Origin of the sequence: Frateuria sp. GZRe14, assembly GCF_051900395.1 — a bacterium.
Taxonomy (GTDB): domain Bacteria; phylum Pseudomonadota; class Gammaproteobacteria; order Xanthomonadales; family Rhodanobacteraceae; genus Frateuria_A; species Frateuria_A edaphi.
This window is the reverse complement of record NZ_JBHZGJ010000001.1, coordinates 1,993,072-2,010,222: the sequence shown is the minus strand read 5'-3', so window position 1 is coordinate 2,010,222 and position 17,151 is coordinate 1,993,072. Positions and strand designations below refer to the sequence as shown.

Here is a 17,151-nt window from a genome sequence, read left to right as displayed (position 1 = left end):
GGCAGCGCCTCCGGTCCGGATGAACAGCGAACTACCGTCCGTGTCCTTCACCGACGAGGACACCCAGCACATGCGCCGCGCGCTGCAGCTGGCAGCGCACGCGCGCGATGCGGAGAACGAAGTGCCGGTAGGCGCCGTGCTGGTGCACGAAGGCCAGATCGTCGGACTGGGCTGGAACCGCAACATCACCCTGCATGATCCGACCGCGCATGCGGAGATCATGGCCTTGCGCGCCGCGGGCGAGAAATTGGCCAACCACCGCATCGTCGGCGCCACGCTTTACGTCACGCTGGAGCCGTGTGCGATGTGCGCCATGGCGCTGGTGCATGCGCGGATCGGGCGCGTGGTCTACGCGGCGACCGATCCCAAGACCGGCGCCGCCGGCAGTGTGTTCGACACGCTGGTGTCCGATCGGCACAACCATCGCGTGCTGGTGCAGGGCGGCTTGCTGGCGGCCGAATCGGGCGCGATGTTGCGCGAATTCTTCCGCTCGCGGCGATAAGTCCAAACGCGACCGTAAAGAGGGTTTAGCCGACCGCCGCGGCGCCGGAACGGCAGGCTGACGCCCACCCTGCAAGCCTGCCAGGCTCAAGCCAGCAGGAACGCCAACGCCTCCGCGCACGGCTGCTCCACTTTCAGGCTCAGCAACGGGTCGGCGCGCGTCCTTCCAAGATTCACCGCCGCCACCGGCTTGCCGGCGCGCGCCGCCGCATGCACGAAGCGGTAGCCGGAGAACACCATCAGCGAGGAACCGACGACCAGCACCGCGTCGGCGACTTCCAGCGCCTGCATCGCCTGCACCACCCGCTCGCGCGGCACGTTCTCGCCGAAGAACACCACGTCCGGCTTGAGCACGCCGCCGCAGGCCGGGCACGGCGGTATCACGAAATCGCCGAAGTGCGCCGCTTCCAGGTCGGCATCGCCGTCCGGCGCTTCGACGGCATCGAGCTCGGCCCAGCCCGGGTTGAGATGGTCGAGTTCCTGCTGGAAGGCCTCGCGCGACTGGCGCCACGCGCAACCCATGCAGCGCACCTCATCCAGCCGTCCGTGCAGGTCGACCACCTGGCGCTGGCCGGCACGCTGGTGCAGTCCGTCCACGTTCTGCGTGACCAGCAGTTCGAGCCGCCCCTGCGCCTCCAGCCGCTGCAGTGCGTGGTGGGTGCCGTTGGGCTGGGCGCGGCCGAAGTGGCGCCAGCCGACCAGGCTGCGCGCCCAGTACCGCTTGCGCGTGCATTCCTCGCCCATGAAGGCCTGGTAGGTCACCGGTGGGCTGCGTTTCCAGGCACCGTCGCTGTCGCGGTAGTCGGGGATCCCCGAGTCCGTGCTGCAGCCGGCGCCGGTCAGCACGAACAGACGAGGATGGGTGTCGATGAAACCGGCGAGCGGGGCAGGGTGCATGCCGGCAAGTATGCCGCCGCACGGCTGTTTGCAGGAGCGCACCGGTGTGCAACCGCGCGCTACGGCGTTGCCTCGCGGTCGCGCGCAGGGCGCGCCCACGCGAGGTTTCACGGAACGCTTTACGACTGCCTCATCTTTCCGTGACGGCGCCTTCAATGCGCGACGACCAAGATGCAAGCGCTGCCGCAGCACCGCGCGGCCATGGGTGAATCATGAGCCAGTCCGACCGGACCCTGAGCACGATCAACGACAGAGATCCGTTCGCGATGCGGTACTGGTCCAAGCAACTGCGTATTTCCGAGCGCGACCTGCGCGAGGCGATCGCCGTGGTCGGCACCAACACCCAGGCGGTGCGCCAGTACACCAACCGGCCGCAGGCCAGCCATGCGGACAGGCCGCGCGGCGCCAGCCGCCGACGCGGCGACTGATGGCCCGGCGCCAGGGGACAGCGGACGTGCCCGTCCAGTCCGGCGCCCGCGGTCAGCGCAAGCGCCGCCCGGCAACCGCCGCGGCAGGCCCATCCTCGAATCCGGGAGCCACCATGTCGGCACACGCGGCCGCGCCGCCTTGCATCTTCAGTCTTCCCGCCGGGTTCGCCGCCGACAGCGGCGCGCGTACGCGCTGGCTGACGCATGCCGCCGAGCTCGGCTTCAACCATGTGCTCGCGCCCGTGACCCTGCTCGACGAAGGCGCCAGCGCGATCGGCACCCTGGCCTGCATCTGCCGCGACCACAGGCTGGGTTTGCTGCTCGACGTGGACGTGGCGCGACCGATGCCGGCCGACGCACCGCTGCGCGCCGAACATCCGGACTGGTTCCACGCGCTGCCCGATCCGTCGGTGCTGCCCGACCCGCGCCGCCCCGCGGCGGAGGCCGGCGTGCGTTGGCGCTTCCACGACGATGCGGTGGCGCCGGAGGCGCTGGCCTGGTGGTGCGAGCGCCTGCGCGAGGCACTGCATGCCGGAGCGGCGGGACTGCGGCTGCTGTCGCTCGACGCGGCGCCTGCCGCGTGGTGGGCGCACCTGATCGATGGTTTGCGCGGAAAGGCGCCCGAGGCGCGGTTTCTGGGTTGGACACAGGGCCTGGCGCCCGTCGAGCTCGCCGGCCTCACCGACGTCGCCTTCGACTACGCCTTCTGCTCGGCCGAGTGGTGGGATTTCCGCGCCGGCTGGCTCGGTCGCGAATTGCGTCGCGTGGCCGAGGTGGCGCCACCGCTGGCCTGTGCCGCGGCGCCCTTTGGCGATCCCGACGCCGACCGGGGCTTCGGCGAGCGCGACCATGCCGATCACCATCGCCGCCGCGCTGCCTGGTTTGCCGCAGCCTGCGCCACCGGCTGGCTGATGCCGGCCGGCTTCGCGCGCGACGAGCAACAGGCACTGGATGTGACGGGCGAGATCCGCGCCATCAACGACTGGTTGCGGGACTTCGGCGAGCAGGCGCGCGAGCCGGCGGCGATCCACATCGACGATGCCTGGGTCGGCGTGCTGCGGCGCCAGGGCGAACGCGCGTGGCTGTCGCTCTTCAACGCGCGGCTGGATGCCGCGACGCCGGTAGACCTGGGCGCCATCGCCGGCGGCGCGGCCAGTGACTATGGCGACTGGACGGCTCCCGATGGCGCGCCCATGGCCGGGCCGATCATGCTGGGCCCTGGCGAGGCGCGCCTCCTCGAGGGCGCGCGCACGCAGCCGGTCGCCATCCGCGGCAGCGCCGCCGCGTACAAGCAGGCCATCGCCGCGGCCACGCAGGCGCCGCGCATCGCCATCGAAGCCGTCAGCCCTTGCGTGGACGACGGCCGCTTCGCGGTCAAGCGCGTGGTCGGCGACGTCGTCGAGGTCGAGGCGGACGTCTTCATGGACGGCCACGACAAGCTCGCCGTGGCGCTGCGCTGGCGCGCGCTGGACGAGAAGCAGTGGCACGAGCAACGCATGGAGCCATTGGGCAACGACCGCTACCGCGGCCACTTCGTACCCACCCGCATGGGTCGCCACGAGTACACCGTGCAGGCGTGGCGCGACGCATACGCGAGCTATCGCCACGAGATCGTCGCCAAGCACGACGCCGGCGTGCCGATCGCGCTGGAAATGCGCGAAGGCCAGCACCTGGTCGAGCAGACCGCAGCCGGCACCGCACCGGCGAAACGAAAAGCCCTGCGCGCCCTGGCCGCCGCCCTGGCCAAGGCCGAAGACGACGAGGCGCGTTATCGGCTGATGATCGCGCAGGACACCGCCCGGGCGATGACCGACGGCGACCTGCGCGCGTTCGCCGCAGAACATCCGCCGCTGCGGCTGGAAGTCGATCGCCGCGCGGCGCAGTTCGCCAGCTGGTACGAACTCTTCCCGCGTTCCATTACCGACGATCCCGCGCGCCACGGCACCTTCCGCGACGTCATCGGGCGATTGCCAGCGATCCAGGCGATGGGTTTCGACGTGCTGTACTTCCCGCCGATCCATCCGATCGGACGCGCCTTCCGCAAGGGCCGCAACAACACGCTGACGCCGGGCGAGCACGACCCGGGCAGCCCGTACGCCATCGGCTCGGCCGAAGGCGGGCATACGGACATCCATCCCGAACTGGGCACCATCGAGGATTTCCGCGCGTTGCGGGACGCCGCGCTACAGCACGGGCTGGAGCTGGCGCTCGACTTCGCCATCCAGTGCTCGCCCGATCATCCGTGGCTCACGGAACACCCCGAATGGTTCGACTGGCGCCCGGACGGCAGCCTGCGCTACGCCGAAAACCCGCCGAAGAAATACCAGGACATCGTCAACGTCGACTTCTACGAAGAGGGCGCGATCCCGTCGCTGTGGCAGGCGCTGTGTGACGTGGTGCTTTACTGGGCGGGCGAGGGCGTGCGCGTCTTCCGCGTGGACAACCCGCACACCAAGCCGTTCCCGTTCTGGGAGTGGATGATCGGCCGCGTGCGCAGCCAGTACCCGGACACGCTGTTCCTGTCCGAGGCATTCACCCGGCCCAAGCCGATGTACCGGCTGGCCAAGCTCGGCTTCAGCCAGTCCTATACCTACTTCACCTGGCGCCACACCAAGCAGGAATTCACCGAGTACCTGACCGAACTGACCCAGGGTCCGCCGCGCGATTTCTTCCGTCCCAACTTCTTCGTCAACACGCCGGACATCAATCCCTACTTCCTGCAGCATTCCGGCCGCAGCGGTTTCCTGATCCGCGCGGCGCTGGCGACCACGCTGTCGGGCCTGTGGGGCATGTACTCGGGTTTCGAGCTGTGCGAGTCGATCCCGGTTCCGGGCAAGGAGGAATACTTCGATTCGGAGAAGTACGAGATCAAGCCACGTGACTGGGAAGCCCCCGGCAACATCATTGCCGAGATCACCCGGCTCAACATGATCCGCCGCGAGCAGCCCGCGCTGCAGAGCCACCTGGGCGTGCGGTTCCTGCGCGCCGACAACGACCATGTGCTGTTCTTCGAAAGGACAGCACGCGGACGCGATCGCGTGCTGGTGGCGATCAACCTCGACCCGCACCACGCGCAGGCGACCGACTTGCACCTGCCGCTGGCCGACTGGGGCGTGGGCGAGGACACGCCGATAACCGTCGAGGACCTGATCCACGGCGCGACGCTGATCTGGCGCGGCGGTCGCCAACAGGTATGGCTGGGGCAGGGCATGCCCTATGCGATCTGGCGGGTGGAGGCATGAACGCCCGTCAGCCCGCCGCCACATGCAGGAGCGCCCTTGGACGCGACTGCCACGCCACGCCGGTGCCCCGCAGTCGCGCCCAAGGGCGCTCCTGCACCCGCGGCCGGTCTCGGGAACCAGCGCTGCCTGCGCGCGGGAGCCGGTGGCAGCGAACCGGAAGGAACCCCGCATGAGCGCCCATCCCAGAACCCCCAAGCGCAGCTTCACCAGCGACCCGCTCTGGTACAAGGACGCGATCATCTACCAGGTGCACGTCAAGTCGTTCTTCGACTCCAACGACGACGGCGTGGGCGACTTCCAGGGCCTGATCGACAAGCTCGACTACATCGCGGAGCTCGGCGTCAACACGCTCTGGCTGCTGCCGTTCTATCCCAGCCCGCGGCGCGACGACGGCTACGACATCTCCGAATACAAGGACGTCCATCCGGACTACGGGCGGCTCGGCGACGCCAAGCGCTTCATCGCCGCCGCGCATGCGCGCGGCTTGCGCGTGATCACCGAGCTGGTCATCAACCACACCTCCGACCAGCACCCGTGGTTCCAGCGCGCCCGACTGGCCAAGCCCGGTTCGGCCGCGCGCAACTTCTACGTGTGGTCGGACACGGACCAGGCCTATTCGGGCACCCGCATCATCTTCCTCGACACCGAGAAGTCGAATTGGACCTGGGACGCGGTCGCCGGCCAGTACTTCTGGCATCGCTTCTTCTCGCACCAGCCGGATCTCAACTTCGACAACCCGGCGGTGCTCAAGGCCGTGCTCGGCGTGATGCGCTTCTGGCTGGACATCGGCGTCGACGGCCTGCGGCTGGACGCGGTGCCTTACCTCATCGAGCGCGAGGGCACCAACAACGAGAACCTCCCCGAGACGCACGACATCCTCAAACTGATCCGCAAGGAGATCGACGAGCACTATCCCGATCGCATGCTGCTGGCCGAGGCCAACCAGTGGCCGGAAGACACCCAGGACTATTTCGGCGACGGCGACGAATGCCACATGGCGTTCCACTTCCCGCTGATGCCGCGCATGTACATGGCGATCGCGCGCGAGGACCGCTTCCCGATCACCGACATCATGCGCCAGACCCCGGCGATCCCGGAGAACTGCCAGTGGGCGATCTTCCTGCGCAACCATGACGAGCTGACGCTCGAAATGGTCACCGACGCCGAGCGCGACTACCTGTGGGAGACCTACGCGGCCGACCGCCGCGCGCGCATCAACCTGGGCATCCGCCGTCGCCTGTCGCCGCTGCTGGAGCGCGACCGCCGACGCATCGAGCTGATGAACTCGCTGGTCATCACCATGCCCGGCACGCCGGTGCTGTACTACGGCGACGAGCTGGGCATGGGCGACAACATTCACCTGGGCGACCGCGACGGCGTGCGCACGCCCATGCAATGGTCGATGGACCGTAACGGCGGTTTTTCCAAGGCCGATCCGGCCAAGCTGGTGCTGCCGCCGATCATGGATCCGCTGTACGGGTACCAGGCGGTCAACGCCGAGGCGCAGGCGCGCGATCCGCATTCGCTGCTCAACTGGACCCGCCGCGTGCTGGCCGTGCGCAAGCGTTACCGGGCGTTCGGGCGCGGCAGCATCCGGTTCCTGTTCCCGGGCAACCGCAAGATCCTCGCCTATCTGCGCGAGTACGAGGACGAGCAGGTGCTGTGCGTGGCCAACATGTCGCGCACGCTGCAGGCGGTGGAGCTCGACCTGGGCGCGTTCGATGGCCGCGTGCCGGTGGAGATCCTCGGCGGCACCTCGTTCCCGCCGATCGGGCGCCTGCCGTACCTGCTCACCCTCCCGCCGTTCGGCTTCTATGCCTTCCAGCTCTGCGCCAACGCGCAGATGCCGGCGTGGCACCAGCCGCCGGCCGAGCCGATGCCGGACTTCGAAACGCTGGTGCTGCGCGGCCCGCTGGTGGAAGGCCCGGTCATGGCGCACCACCGCGGCGCGCTGGAGCGCGACGTGCTGCCCACCTATCTGGGCCGGCGGCGCTGGTTCGGCGCCAAGGACCGCGGCATCGCCTCGATCAGCGTGATGTACGGCCAGCCCTGGCCGGACCGTGGCGAAGACCTGGTGATCACCGAGATCATCGCCACCCTGAACGACGGCGGCATCGAACGCTACTGCCTGCCACTGGGCATCATCTGGGAGGACGAGAACCCGCCCGCCCGCGCCCAGCAACTGGCGCTGGCGCGCGTGCGCCGCGGGCGGCGCGTGGGCTACCTCACCGATGGCTTCGTACTCGATGCCTTCGTCTCCGGCCTGCTGCGCGGGCTGCGCAATCGCCAGGAGCTGCCGCTCAAGCGCGGCGGGGTGATCCAGTTCAGCGCGACGGCCGCGTTCGATGCGCTGGAGTTTCCGCCCGATGCGGAGAACCGCTGGCTGTCGGCCGAGCAGTCCAACAGCTCCGTGATCGTGCACGAACGCGGCATGCTCAAGCTCTACCGGCACATCGCGCACGGCATCAACCCGGAACTGGAGATGGGCCGCCACCTGACCCGCGTGGGGTACGCCAATACGCCACCGCTGCTGGGTGAAGTACTGCACGTCGGGGCCGATGGCATTCCGTCTGCGCTGGCGGTGCTGCAGGGTTTCGTGCGCAACCAGGGCGACGCCTGGCGATGGACGCTGGATTACCTGCAGCGCACCTGGGACGAGTTCAGCCACGCCGAGGACGATGCGGCGCGCGCGGAAATCCTGGCGGACTACGACAGCTTTGCCGCCGCGGTGGGCACGCGCCTGGGCGAACTGCACGCCGTACTCGCGCAGCCGAGCGAGGACGACGCCTTCCGGCCCGAAACCGCCGACGCCAGCCACCTGGATGGCTGGGCCGCGGACGCCCGCGCGCAACTCCAGCGCGCGCTGGATGCCCTGGAAAGCCTCGACCCGGAGGACGGTGGCCTGCGCGCGCAGCGCGATCGCTTGTTCGCGCGCCGCGAGGCCCTGTGCCAGCGCATCGATACGCTGGCGCGACACGGTGCAGGTGCGCTGCGCACGCGCGTGCATGGCGACTTCCACCTGGGCCAGGTGCTGGTGGTGCAGGGCGACGCCTGGTTGATCGACTTCGAAGGGGAACCGGCGCGTCCGCTGGAAGACCGGCGCATCAAGACCACGCCGCTGCGTGACGTGGCCGGCTTCCTGCGCTCGCTGGACTATGTCGCCGCGGTGGCGCAGCGCGGCGAGGAAGGGGTGGCGCCGATCGAGGATCCATTGTTCGCGCCGTTCCTGGAACGCTTCCGTTTGCGCGCATCGGAGGTGTTCCTGGGCGCCTATGTCGCGGTGCTCGAGCGCGCGCCGGTGCGTTGGATCAGCGCCAAAGCGCTGGCGCCGATGCTCGAGCTGTTCCTGCTCGACAAGGCCGCCTACGAAATCGCGTACGAAGCCGCGAACCGGCCGGGCTGGCTCGGCGTGCCGTTGCAGGGCCTGCTGCGGCTGACCGACGAGGCCGCCATCGGCGAGGCGGCCCCGTGAACGGCCGGGGCCAACTCGATCCCGGCGCGGTGGATGCGCTGCTACGGGCACGCCACGCCGATCCGTTCGCCGTACTGGGGCCGCACCGCGTCGAGGGCCAGCGCCTGGTGCGTACGCTGCAGCCCGGCGCGCAGGCCGTCGAGGCGATCGACGGACAGGGCCGGGTACTCGCTCCGCTGGAGACGGTTGCCGAGGGACTGTTCGCCGGCGCGGTGCCGGGCGAGGGCGCCTATCGCCTGCGCGTGCATTGGCCGACGGCGGTGCAGGAGCTGGACGATCCCTACGCCTTCGGCGCGTTGCTGGCCGAGCACGACCTGGACCTGATCGCCCAGGGCCAGCATCCGGAACTCTGGCGCCAGCTCGGCGCGCACCCGGTCGAACGCGACGGCGTGATGGGCGTCCGCTTCGCCGTGTGGGCACCCAATGCGCGGCGGGTCAGCGTGGTCGGCGACTTCAACCACTGGGACGGCCGCCGCAACCCGATGCGCCTGCGCTTGCCGCACGGCGTGTGGGAACTGTTCGTACCGGGTCTTCGGGCCGGCGCTCGCTACAAGTACGAGATCCTCGGCGCGGACTTTTCGGTCCAGCAGAAGGCCGATCCGGTGGCGCTGGCCGCCGAGGCGCCGCCGGCCACCGCGTCGGTGGTTGCCGCCGACGCACCGTTTCGCTGGACCGACCATGCCTGGATGGCCGATCGCGCGGCACGCCAGCGGCTGGACGCGCCGCTGTCGATCTACGAACTGCACGCCGGCTCCTGGTGGCGCGACGACCGGGGCGAGTCGCCCGGCTGGGATGCGCTGGCCGAGCGTTTGATTCCCTATCTCATCGGAATGGGCTTCACCCACCTCGAACTGCTTCCGATCGCCGAGCACCCGTTCGGCGGCTCCTGGGGCTACCAGCCGCTGGGCCAGTACGCGCCGACCGCGCGCTTCGGCCCGCCCGAGGCCTTCGCCCGCTTCGTCGACCGCTGCCACGAGGCGGGGCTGGGCGTGATCGTCGACTGGGTGCCCGCGCACTTCCCGACCGACGCGCACGGGCTGGCGCACTTCGACGGCACTGCGCTGTACGAACACGCCGACCCCCGCGAAGGCTTCCACCAGGATTGGAACACGCTGATCTACAACCTGGGCCGCAACGAGGTCTCAGGCTTCCTGATCGGCAGCGCACTGGCCTGGCTGGAACGCTTCCACATCGACGGCCTGCGCGTGGACGCGGTCGCTTCCATGCTCTACCGCGACTACAGCCGCAAGCACGACGAATGGGTGCCCAACATCCACGGCGGTCGCGAGAACCTCGAGTCGATCGCCTTCCTCAAGCGCTTCAACACGGTCGTGCACCAGCACCATCCCGGCGTGCTCACCATCGCCGAGGAATCGACCGCGTGGCCCGGTGTCACCCGCGCGCCGACCGAGGGCGGCCTGGGCTTCGACTACAAATGGAACATGGGCTGGATGCACGACACGCTCGAGTACATGTCGCGCGATCCGATCCATCGGCGCTGGCATCACCACGAGATGACCTTCTCGATGGTCTACGCCTATTCGGAGCACTACGTGCTGCCGCTGTCCCACGACGAGGTGGTGCATGGCAAGCGCTCGCTGCTCGGCCGCATGCCGGGCGACGACTGGCAACGCTTCGCCAACCTGCGCGCCTACTACGGCTTCATGTGGGCGCATCCGGGCAAGAAGCTGCTGTTCGCCGGCGGCGAACTGGGGCAGCCGACGGAGTGGAACCACGATGCGCAGCTGCCGTGGGAGTTGCTGGACGATCCCCGCCACCGCGGGGTACAGCAGCTGTTGCGCGACTTGAATCACCTGCTCGCGCACGAGCCGGCGCTGCATGCCTGGGACAGCGACCCGCGCGGCTTCCGCTGGGCGATCGGCGACGATGCAGGCAACAGCGTGTTCGCCTGGCTGCGCTTCGCCGAGGGCGCGCGCCCTGCGCTGGTGGTGAGCAATCTCACGCCGGCGCCGCTGCATGATTACCGCATCGGCGTGCCGCGCGACGGGCGCTGGGAACTGGCGATCAACAGCGACGATGTCGCCTACGGCGGTTCCGGCATGGGGCAGGGCGAGGCGCACGCCGAGCCGGCGCCGATCCACGGGCAGTCGCATTCGCTCGCTCTGACGCTGCCGCCGCTGGCCACGGTGATCTATCTGGCCGGCCAGCCATGAGCTACCTGAACTTTTGCAGGAGCGCCCTCGGGCGCGACCGTCAAACCTCATCGGCACCGCGCGGTCGCGCCCAGGGGCGCTCCTGCACGGGCTTGCCTGGGCTTCGTAGGAGCGCACCAGATGCGCGGCCGCCATGCCACGCCGTAACCGCGCGGTCGCGCACGGATTGCGTTCCCGCGAATTCGCCGACACGGAAGACACGCTGATGCCCACCCTCCCCGAACGCATGCAGCCCGGCACGCCCTATCCCCTGGGCGCGCACTGCGACGGCATCGGCACCAACTTCGCGGTGTTCTCGGCCCACGCCGAGCGCATCGAGCTGTGCCTGTTCGATCCCTCCGGCCGGCGCGAGATCGCCCGCTACGTACTGCCCGAGTGCACCGACGAGATCTGGCACGGCTACCTGCCGCGCCTGCGCGGCGGACAGCTCTACGGCTACCGCGCCTACGGTCCGTACGAGCCGGAGCAGGGCCACCGCTTCAACCCGAACAAGCTGCTGCTCGATCCTTACGCGCGCCAGCTCGCCGGGCAGTTGCGCTGGTCGGACGTGTTGCACGGCTACCGCGTGTCTTCGCCGCGCGCGGACCTGTCCTTCGACCGCCGCGACAGCGCCGCGGCGATGCCCAAGGCGGTAGTGGTCGATGAGCCGATGCACTGGGAAGGGCGCACGCACCGCCCGCGCACGCCCTGGTCGAAAACCATCGTCTACGAGGCGCACGTCAAGGGTCTGACCCGCACGCTCAAGCGCATCCGCCCGCACGAGCGCGGCACCTTCCTGGCGCTGGCCGATCCCTACGTGATCGACCACCTGGTGCACCTGGGCGTTACCGCGATCGAGCTGCTGCCGATCCACGCCTTCGTGCAGGACCGGCGCCTGACCGAAATGAAGCTGCGCAACTACTGGGGCTACAACACGCTGGCGTTCTTCGCTCCGGAACCCTCGTACATGGCGGAGGGCGCGCTCAACGAGTTGCGCGCCGCGGTACAGGCGCTGCACGTGGCCGGCATCGAGGTGATCCTGGACGTCGTCTACAACCACACCGGGGAGGGCAGCGAACTGGGCCCCACGCTGAGCTTCCGTGGACTGGACAACGCCAGCTACTACCGCCTGCTGCCGGACGATCCGCGCCACTGCATCAACGATACCGGTACCGGCAACACCGTCAATACCGCGCACCCGCGCGTGCTGCAGCTGGTGATGGACTCGCTGCGCTACTGGGTACAGAACTTCCACATCGACGGGTTCCGGTTCGACCTCGGCGTCACGCTGGGCCGCGAGGCGAACGGCTTCGATCCGAACTGCGGCCTGTTCGACGCCATGCGCCAGGACCCGGTGCTCAACGGCGTCAAGCTGATTTCCGAGCCGTGGGACGTCGGTCCCGGCGGCTACCAGCTGGGCAACCATCCGCCCGGCTTCGGCGAGTGGAACGGCCAGTTCCGCGACGACGTGCGTCGCTTCTGGAAAGGCGACGATGGACTGCGCGGCGCGCTCGCCGGCCGGTTGCAGGGATCGGCCGACCTGTTCGACCACCAGCACCGGCGTCCATGGGCTTCGGTCAACTTCGTCACCGCGCACGACGGCTACACCCTGCAGGACCTGGTCAGCTACGAACAGAAGCACAACGAGGCCAACGGCGAGGACAACCGCGACGGCGCCAACGACAACGAGAGCAACAACCACGGCGCCGAGGGCCCGACCGAGGACGCCGCCATCCTCGACGCGCGCGGCCGCGCCAAACGCGCCATGCTGGCCACGCTGCTGTTCTCGCATGGCACGCCCATGCTGCTGGGCGGCGACGAGTTCGGCCGCAGCCAGGGCGGCAACAACAACGCCTACTGCCAGGACAACGAGATCTCCTGGCTCGACTGGAAGCTGGCGCAATCCGACGGCGGCCGTGCGCTCATCGACTTCGTCGCGCGGCTGATCCGCCTGCGCGAGCAGCACCCGACCCTGCGCGCGGACTGTTTCATGCACGGCGGCGCCGACCTGCTGCCGGGCCTGGCGCCGGTGTCCTGGTACAACGAACGCGCCAGCGCCATGAAGCAGAGCGACTGGAACGATGCCCAGGGCCGCCTGCTGATGCTTCGCCGCGCGCTGCCCAAGGGGAAGCGCCACCTCGACGTGACCCTGTTGTTGATCAACGGCACCGGCGAGCCCCACGCCTTCGCGCTTCCCGAGCCGAAGTTGCCCTGGCGCCTGCGCATCGACACCGGCAACCCCGAAGCGCCCGAGCGCAACGTCGAGGAGCCCACGCTCGAACTCAAGGGACTGAGCGTCATGCTGCTTTCCGCCGCGCCGCGGCAGGACGGTGCATGAGCGCGCGCTTCCACCACGCCATGCCCTACGGCGCCGAACTGCATGGCGACGGACGCACGCGCTTCCGGTTGTGGGCGCCCGATGTGGCGCAAGTGCAGCTGGAACTCGAATCGATGGCCACCCAGCCGATGCGCGCACTGGACGATGGCTGGCACGAGTGCATCCGCGAGGCGCCTGCCGGCACCCGCTATCGCTTCCACGTCGGCAAGGACCTGCGCGTTCCCGACCCCGCCTCGCGGCTGCAGGAGGCGGGCGACGTACTCGGCGCCAGCGTCGTGGTCGATCCGGTCGCGTTCGACTGGCGACATGCCGACTGGCGCGGGCGACCGTGGCGCGAGGCCGTGGTGTACGAACTGCACGTGGGCGCCTGCGGCGGCTTCCGCGGCGTGCAGGCCATGCTTCCGCGCCTGCAGGCGCTGGGCGTCACCGCGATCGAGCTGATGCCCATTGCGCAGTTCCCCGGCGACCGCAACTGGGGCTATGACGGCGTGCTGCCGTTCGCGCCGGCGGCGGCCTACGGCTCGCCCGACGAGCTCAAGGCGTTGGTCGATGCGGCGCACGGGTTGGGCCTCACGATGATCCTGGACGTGGTCTACAACCACTTCGGCCCGGACGGGAATTACCTGGGTGCCTACGCCTCGCCGTTCTTCCGCAGCGAAGGCCCGCCGACGCCATGGGGCGCGGCGATCGACGTGGCGCTGCCGCCGGTGGGCGACTTCTTCGTGCACAACGCGTTGTACTGGCTCCAGGAGTACCGCTTCGATGGCCTGCGCCTGGATGCGGTGCATGCGCTGCACAATCCGGCATGGCTGCTCTCGCTCGCCGCCCGCGTGCGCGCAGCGACGGACGGGCGGCAGGTGCACCTGATCCTGGAAAACGAAGCCAATCTGGCGCACCTGCTGGGCCCGGATCGCTTCGACGCGCAGTGGAACGACGACTTCCACAACGCGGTGCACGTCCTGCTCACCGGCGAGCGCGCCGGCTACTACGGCGCCTACGCCGACGATCCGCTGGACAAGCTCGTGCGCTGCCTGGCCGAGGGCTTCGCCTGGCAGGGCGAACCGATGCGCGGCAAGCCACGCGGCGAACCGAGCGCCCATCTGGCTCCCCTGTGCTTCGTCGACTTCCTGCAGAACCACGACCAGATCGGCAATCGCGCGCGGGGCGAACGCCTCACCGCCCTGACCGATGCGGACAAGCTCGAGGCGGCGTATGCGCTGTTGCTGCTGACGCCGTCGGTGCCGATGCTGTTCATGGGCGAGGAGTGGGGCAGCCGCCGGCCGTTCCTGTACTTCACCGACCACCAGAGCGAACAACTGCGCACCGCCGTGCGCGAGGGCAGGCGCAAGGAATTCGCCGAGTTCGAAGGCCACGGCGCGGGCGACGTGCCCGACCCGAACGCGCCCGCCACCTTCGAAGAATCCACGCTGGATCCGACCGAAGCCGCCAGCGCGGAGGGCGTCGCACGCCTGACCCTGGTCCGCCTGCTCCTGGCGCAGCGCCGCGAGCACCTCGCGCCATGGCTGGAGCAGGCGCGACCGTTGGACGCGCGTGCCATCGGCGAGCGCGCGTTGCAGGCACATTGGCAATTGGGCGATGCGCGGCTGCACGTCTACTGCAACCTGGGCGAACGCGCAGCACACGTCGACGCCAAGCCAACACCCGCTGCGCGATGGTTGCACGGCGAGGCGTCGGCGATCGCCGCCTTGGCCGAAGGCCGCCTCGATCCCGCCCGCACCCTGGTTTTCCTGGAACCTTCGGCATGAGCTTCAGCGTCATCCCCCGCGCCCCGACAGGAGCGCACCCAGCGCGCGACCTGCGTGGCAGCGCGACCGCCTGGCACGGTCTTCGTCGCCCGTCCTGCAAGGATTGCTCGCGCGGCGCGCGCTCGCGCACGTTCCCACGAGCGTGGTCGTGAGCGACCTCGACACCCGTCTCGCCGAGCTCGCCGGGCAGGCCGGGGTGGACGTGCAGTGGCGCGATGCCAACGACCGTCCGCAACAGGTCGCCCCGCCCACCCTGCGCGCGGTGCTCGACGCGCTCGGCCTGCCATGCGCGAACGAAGCCGACATCGACGCCAGCCTCGAACGGTTGCGCCGCGAACGCGAAGGCACGCAACTGCCGCGCCTGGTGGTCGCCGACGCCGGCAACGCCTTCCCGCTGCCGCCGGCCAATGCGCCGCGCCGTTACCGCATCGAGGACGAACAGGGCAATGCGGTCGACGAAGGCACCGTCACCGCGGACGAACGCATGCTGCGGGCGCCGGCGTCCTGGGGCTACTACCGCCTGTTGATCGGCGAGGACGAATGCACGCTCGCCGCCGCCCCGCCACGCGCGTTCGGCGTGGGCGACATCGCTGGCGCCCGTCGCCGTCCCTGGGGCGTGGCCGTGCAGCTGTCCAGCCTGCGCCGGCCGGGTGACGGTGGCATCGGCGACTTCACCGCGCTGGAGCAATGCGCCCGCGCCGCGGCCTCGCGCGGCGCCGATGCGCTGGCGATCAGTCCCGTGCACGCGCTGTTCGCCGCGGCGCCCGAGCGCTACAGCCCGTATGCGCCTTCCAGCCGACTGTTCCTCAATCCGCTCTACGTCGACCCGGGTCGCGTGGGCGGCGCGTCGGCGCTGCGCACCGTGACCGATGCGCACAACCTGCGCCAGGAGTTGGCCGAGCTGGAATGGCTAGACCTGATCGACTGGCCGCGCGCGGCGCGTGCGCGCATGACGCTGCTGCGCACGCTGTTCGAATGGTCCACCGCCGACTCCAAACTGACCCAGGCGCTGTGCGCCTTCCGCCGCGAACAGGGCGAAGCGCTCGAACGCCACGCGCGTTACGAGGCACTGCAGGTGCACTTCCGCGCGCACGATACGCCCGGTGGCTGGCAGGCCTGGCCTTCGGAGTACCACGACCCGGCCAGCCCCGCGGTCGCAACCTTCGCGCGCGAGCACAGCCGCGAGGTGGCATTCCACGCGTTCCTGCAATGGATGGCGATGCGCGGCCTGGAGGATGCGCAGCACGCGGCGCGCGCCTCGGGCATGGCGATCGGGCTGATCTCGGACCTTGCGGTCGGCACCGACTCCGGGGGCAGCCAGGCCTGGAGCCACCAGGGCGAATTGCTGCACGGCCTGTCGGTCGGCGCGCCGCCGGACCTGCTCAATCGCAACGGGCAGGACTGGGGGCTGACTACGTTCTCGCCTTCGGGATTGAAGCGCAGCGGCTACGCCGGCTACCTCGCCATGCTGCGCGCAGCGTTGGCGCATGCCGGTGGCGTGCGCATCGACCACGTGCTGGGCTTGAAGCGCCTGTGGCTGGTGCCGCATGGGCACGGCGCCACCGAGGGTGCCTACGTGCGTTACCCCTTCGAGGACATGCTGCGGCTGCTGGCGATCGAGTCGCACCGCAACCGTGCGGTGGTGATCGGCGAGGATCTGGGCACGGTGCCGGCCGACTTCCGCCAGCGCGTCGGCGAGGCCGGCGTGCTCGGCATCCGCGTGCTGTGGTTCGAGCGTGCGGCCGACTGCGGCTTCATCGCACCGAAGCACTGGTCACCCGACGCGATGGCGACCACCTCGACCCACGACGTGCCGACGGTCGCGGGCTGGTGGAGCGGACGCGACATCGAATGGCGCGCGCGGGCCGGCCTGGCCGAGCCGGGCGTGGACGAGATCGCCGAGCGCGCGCTCGACCGCAGCCGGCTGTGGCGCGCGCTGTGTGCTTCGGGCGCGGCGCACGCCGCCGGTGGCTTGCCGGACGAGGACAGGCCGCCCTCGCCGGAGGATGTGACGCCGGTGGCCATCGCCGCGGCCGGCCACGTGGCGCGCGCGCCGGCACCGCTGGTGGTGATTCCGGCCGAGGACCTGCTGGCGTTGCCGGAGCAACCCAACCTGCCCGGACCCACCGACGCGCTGCATCCGAACTGGCGTCGCCGACTGCCCGAGTCGGCCGCGCTGCTGTTCGACGGCGCGGTTGCGCAGGCGTGCTGTGGCGCTGTTGTTGCAGCACGTGACGCATCGTGAGCGGGCACGTGTTCGTTGCGCACGCCGCACAGGAAGAAAAGGCACGGCTCATGCCGCGAGATGTGCCGCCAGCCCGGTCGCTCCCCCAAGCCCTTTTCCAGGAGGGGAG

Annotated in this window: 9 protein-coding genes; 8 read left to right on the top strand and 1 reads right to left on the bottom strand. The window is 69.8% G+C overall.

Features of this window, described 5'->3' with window-relative positions; genetic code table 11:
- Positions 1–19: 19 nt before the first annotated feature.
- Positions 20–502, top strand: a complete 483-nt coding sequence (tadA, locus tag ACFWZ1_RS09250) for a tRNA adenosine(34) deaminase TadA (protein ID WP_439666194.1) — start codon at positions 20–22, stop codon at positions 500–502.
- 86 nt (positions 503–588) lie between these two features.
- On the opposite strand, the gene ACFWZ1_RS09245 is transcribed toward tadA, so the two are convergent.
- The gene (locus ACFWZ1_RS09245; RefSeq protein ID WP_231325761.1) at positions 589–1,398 is read right to left on the bottom strand and encodes an NAD-dependent protein deacetylase; all 810 of its coding nucleotides are present in this window, start codon (positions 1,396–1,398) and stop codon (positions 589–591) included.
- Between the two features lie 212 nt (positions 1,399–1,610).
- On the opposite strand from ACFWZ1_RS09245, the gene ACFWZ1_RS09240 reads away from it, so the two are divergent.
- The 7 genes from ACFWZ1_RS09240 (at position 1,611) to malQ (ending at position 17,042) form a co-directional block, all read left to right on the top strand.
- Positions 1,611–1,826: a DUF3606 domain-containing protein gene (locus tag ACFWZ1_RS09240; protein WP_209618091.1), complete on the top strand. Its 216-nt coding sequence runs from the start codon at positions 1,611–1,613 to the stop codon at positions 1,824–1,826.
- Positions 1,827–1,939: 113 nt separating this feature from the next.
- A complete protein-coding gene (locus tag ACFWZ1_RS09235) occupies positions 1,940–5,068 on the top strand; it encodes a maltotransferase domain-containing protein (protein WP_439666193.1) in 3,129 nt (1,042 codons plus the stop codon).
- A 169-nt stretch (positions 5,069–5,237) separates the two neighbouring features.
- On the top strand, positions 5,238–8,540 hold the full coding sequence (gene treS / locus ACFWZ1_RS09230) for a maltose alpha-D-glucosyltransferase (protein WP_439666192.1): 3,303 nt from the start codon (positions 5,238–5,240) through the stop codon (positions 8,538–8,540).
- Complete coding sequence (gene glgB / locus ACFWZ1_RS09225; RefSeq protein WP_439666191.1) at positions 8,537–10,714, top strand: 1,4-alpha-glucan branching protein GlgB; 2,178 nt, start codon at positions 8,537–8,539, stop codon at positions 10,712–10,714. The genes treS and glgB overlap by 4 nt, the downstream gene beginning before the upstream one ends.
- Before the next feature lie 133 nt (positions 10,715–10,847).
- On the top strand, positions 10,848–13,031 hold the full coding sequence (gene glgX, locus ACFWZ1_RS09220; RefSeq protein ID WP_439666190.1) for a glycogen debranching protein GlgX: 2,184 nt from the start codon (positions 10,848–10,850) through the stop codon (positions 13,029–13,031).
- A complete protein-coding gene (gene treZ, locus ACFWZ1_RS09215; RefSeq protein ID WP_439666189.1) occupies positions 13,028–14,797 on the top strand; it encodes a malto-oligosyltrehalose trehalohydrolase in 1,770 nt (589 codons plus the stop codon). The genes glgX and treZ overlap by 4 nt, the downstream gene beginning before the upstream one ends.
- A gap of 148 nt (positions 14,798–14,945) precedes the next feature.
- Entirely contained in the window at positions 14,946–17,042 is a 2,097-nt protein-coding gene (gene malQ / locus ACFWZ1_RS09210; RefSeq protein WP_439666188.1) for a 4-alpha-glucanotransferase, read from the top strand.
- Positions 17,043–17,151 lie beyond the last annotated feature (109 nt).

Excerpts from the sequence above, each read along its gene's own strand:
- tadA (WP_439666194.1), top strand. The coding sequence starts at position 20 with ATGAACAGCGAACTACCGTCCGTGTCCTTCACCGACGAGGACACCCAG.
- glgX (WP_439666190.1), top strand. The coding sequence starts at position 10,848 with ATGCCACGCCGTAACCGCGCGGTCGCGCACGGATTGCGTTCCCGCGAA.
- ACFWZ1_RS09240 (WP_209618091.1), top strand. The coding sequence starts at position 1,611 with ATGAGCCAGTCCGACCGGACCCTGAGCACGATCAACGACAGAGATCCG.
- treZ (WP_439666189.1), top strand. The coding sequence starts at position 13,028 with ATGAGCGCGCGCTTCCACCACGCCATGCCCTACGGCGCCGAACTGCAT.
- treS (WP_439666192.1), top strand. The coding sequence starts at position 5,238 with ATGAGCGCCCATCCCAGAACCCCCAAGCGCAGCTTCACCAGCGACCCG.
- ACFWZ1_RS09245 (WP_231325761.1), bottom strand. The coding sequence starts at position 1,398 with ATGCACCCTGCCCCGCTCGCCGGTTTCATCGACACCCATCCTCGTCTG.
- ACFWZ1_RS09235 (WP_439666193.1), top strand. The coding sequence starts at position 1,940 with ATGTCGGCACACGCGGCCGCGCCGCCTTGCATCTTCAGTCTTCCCGCC.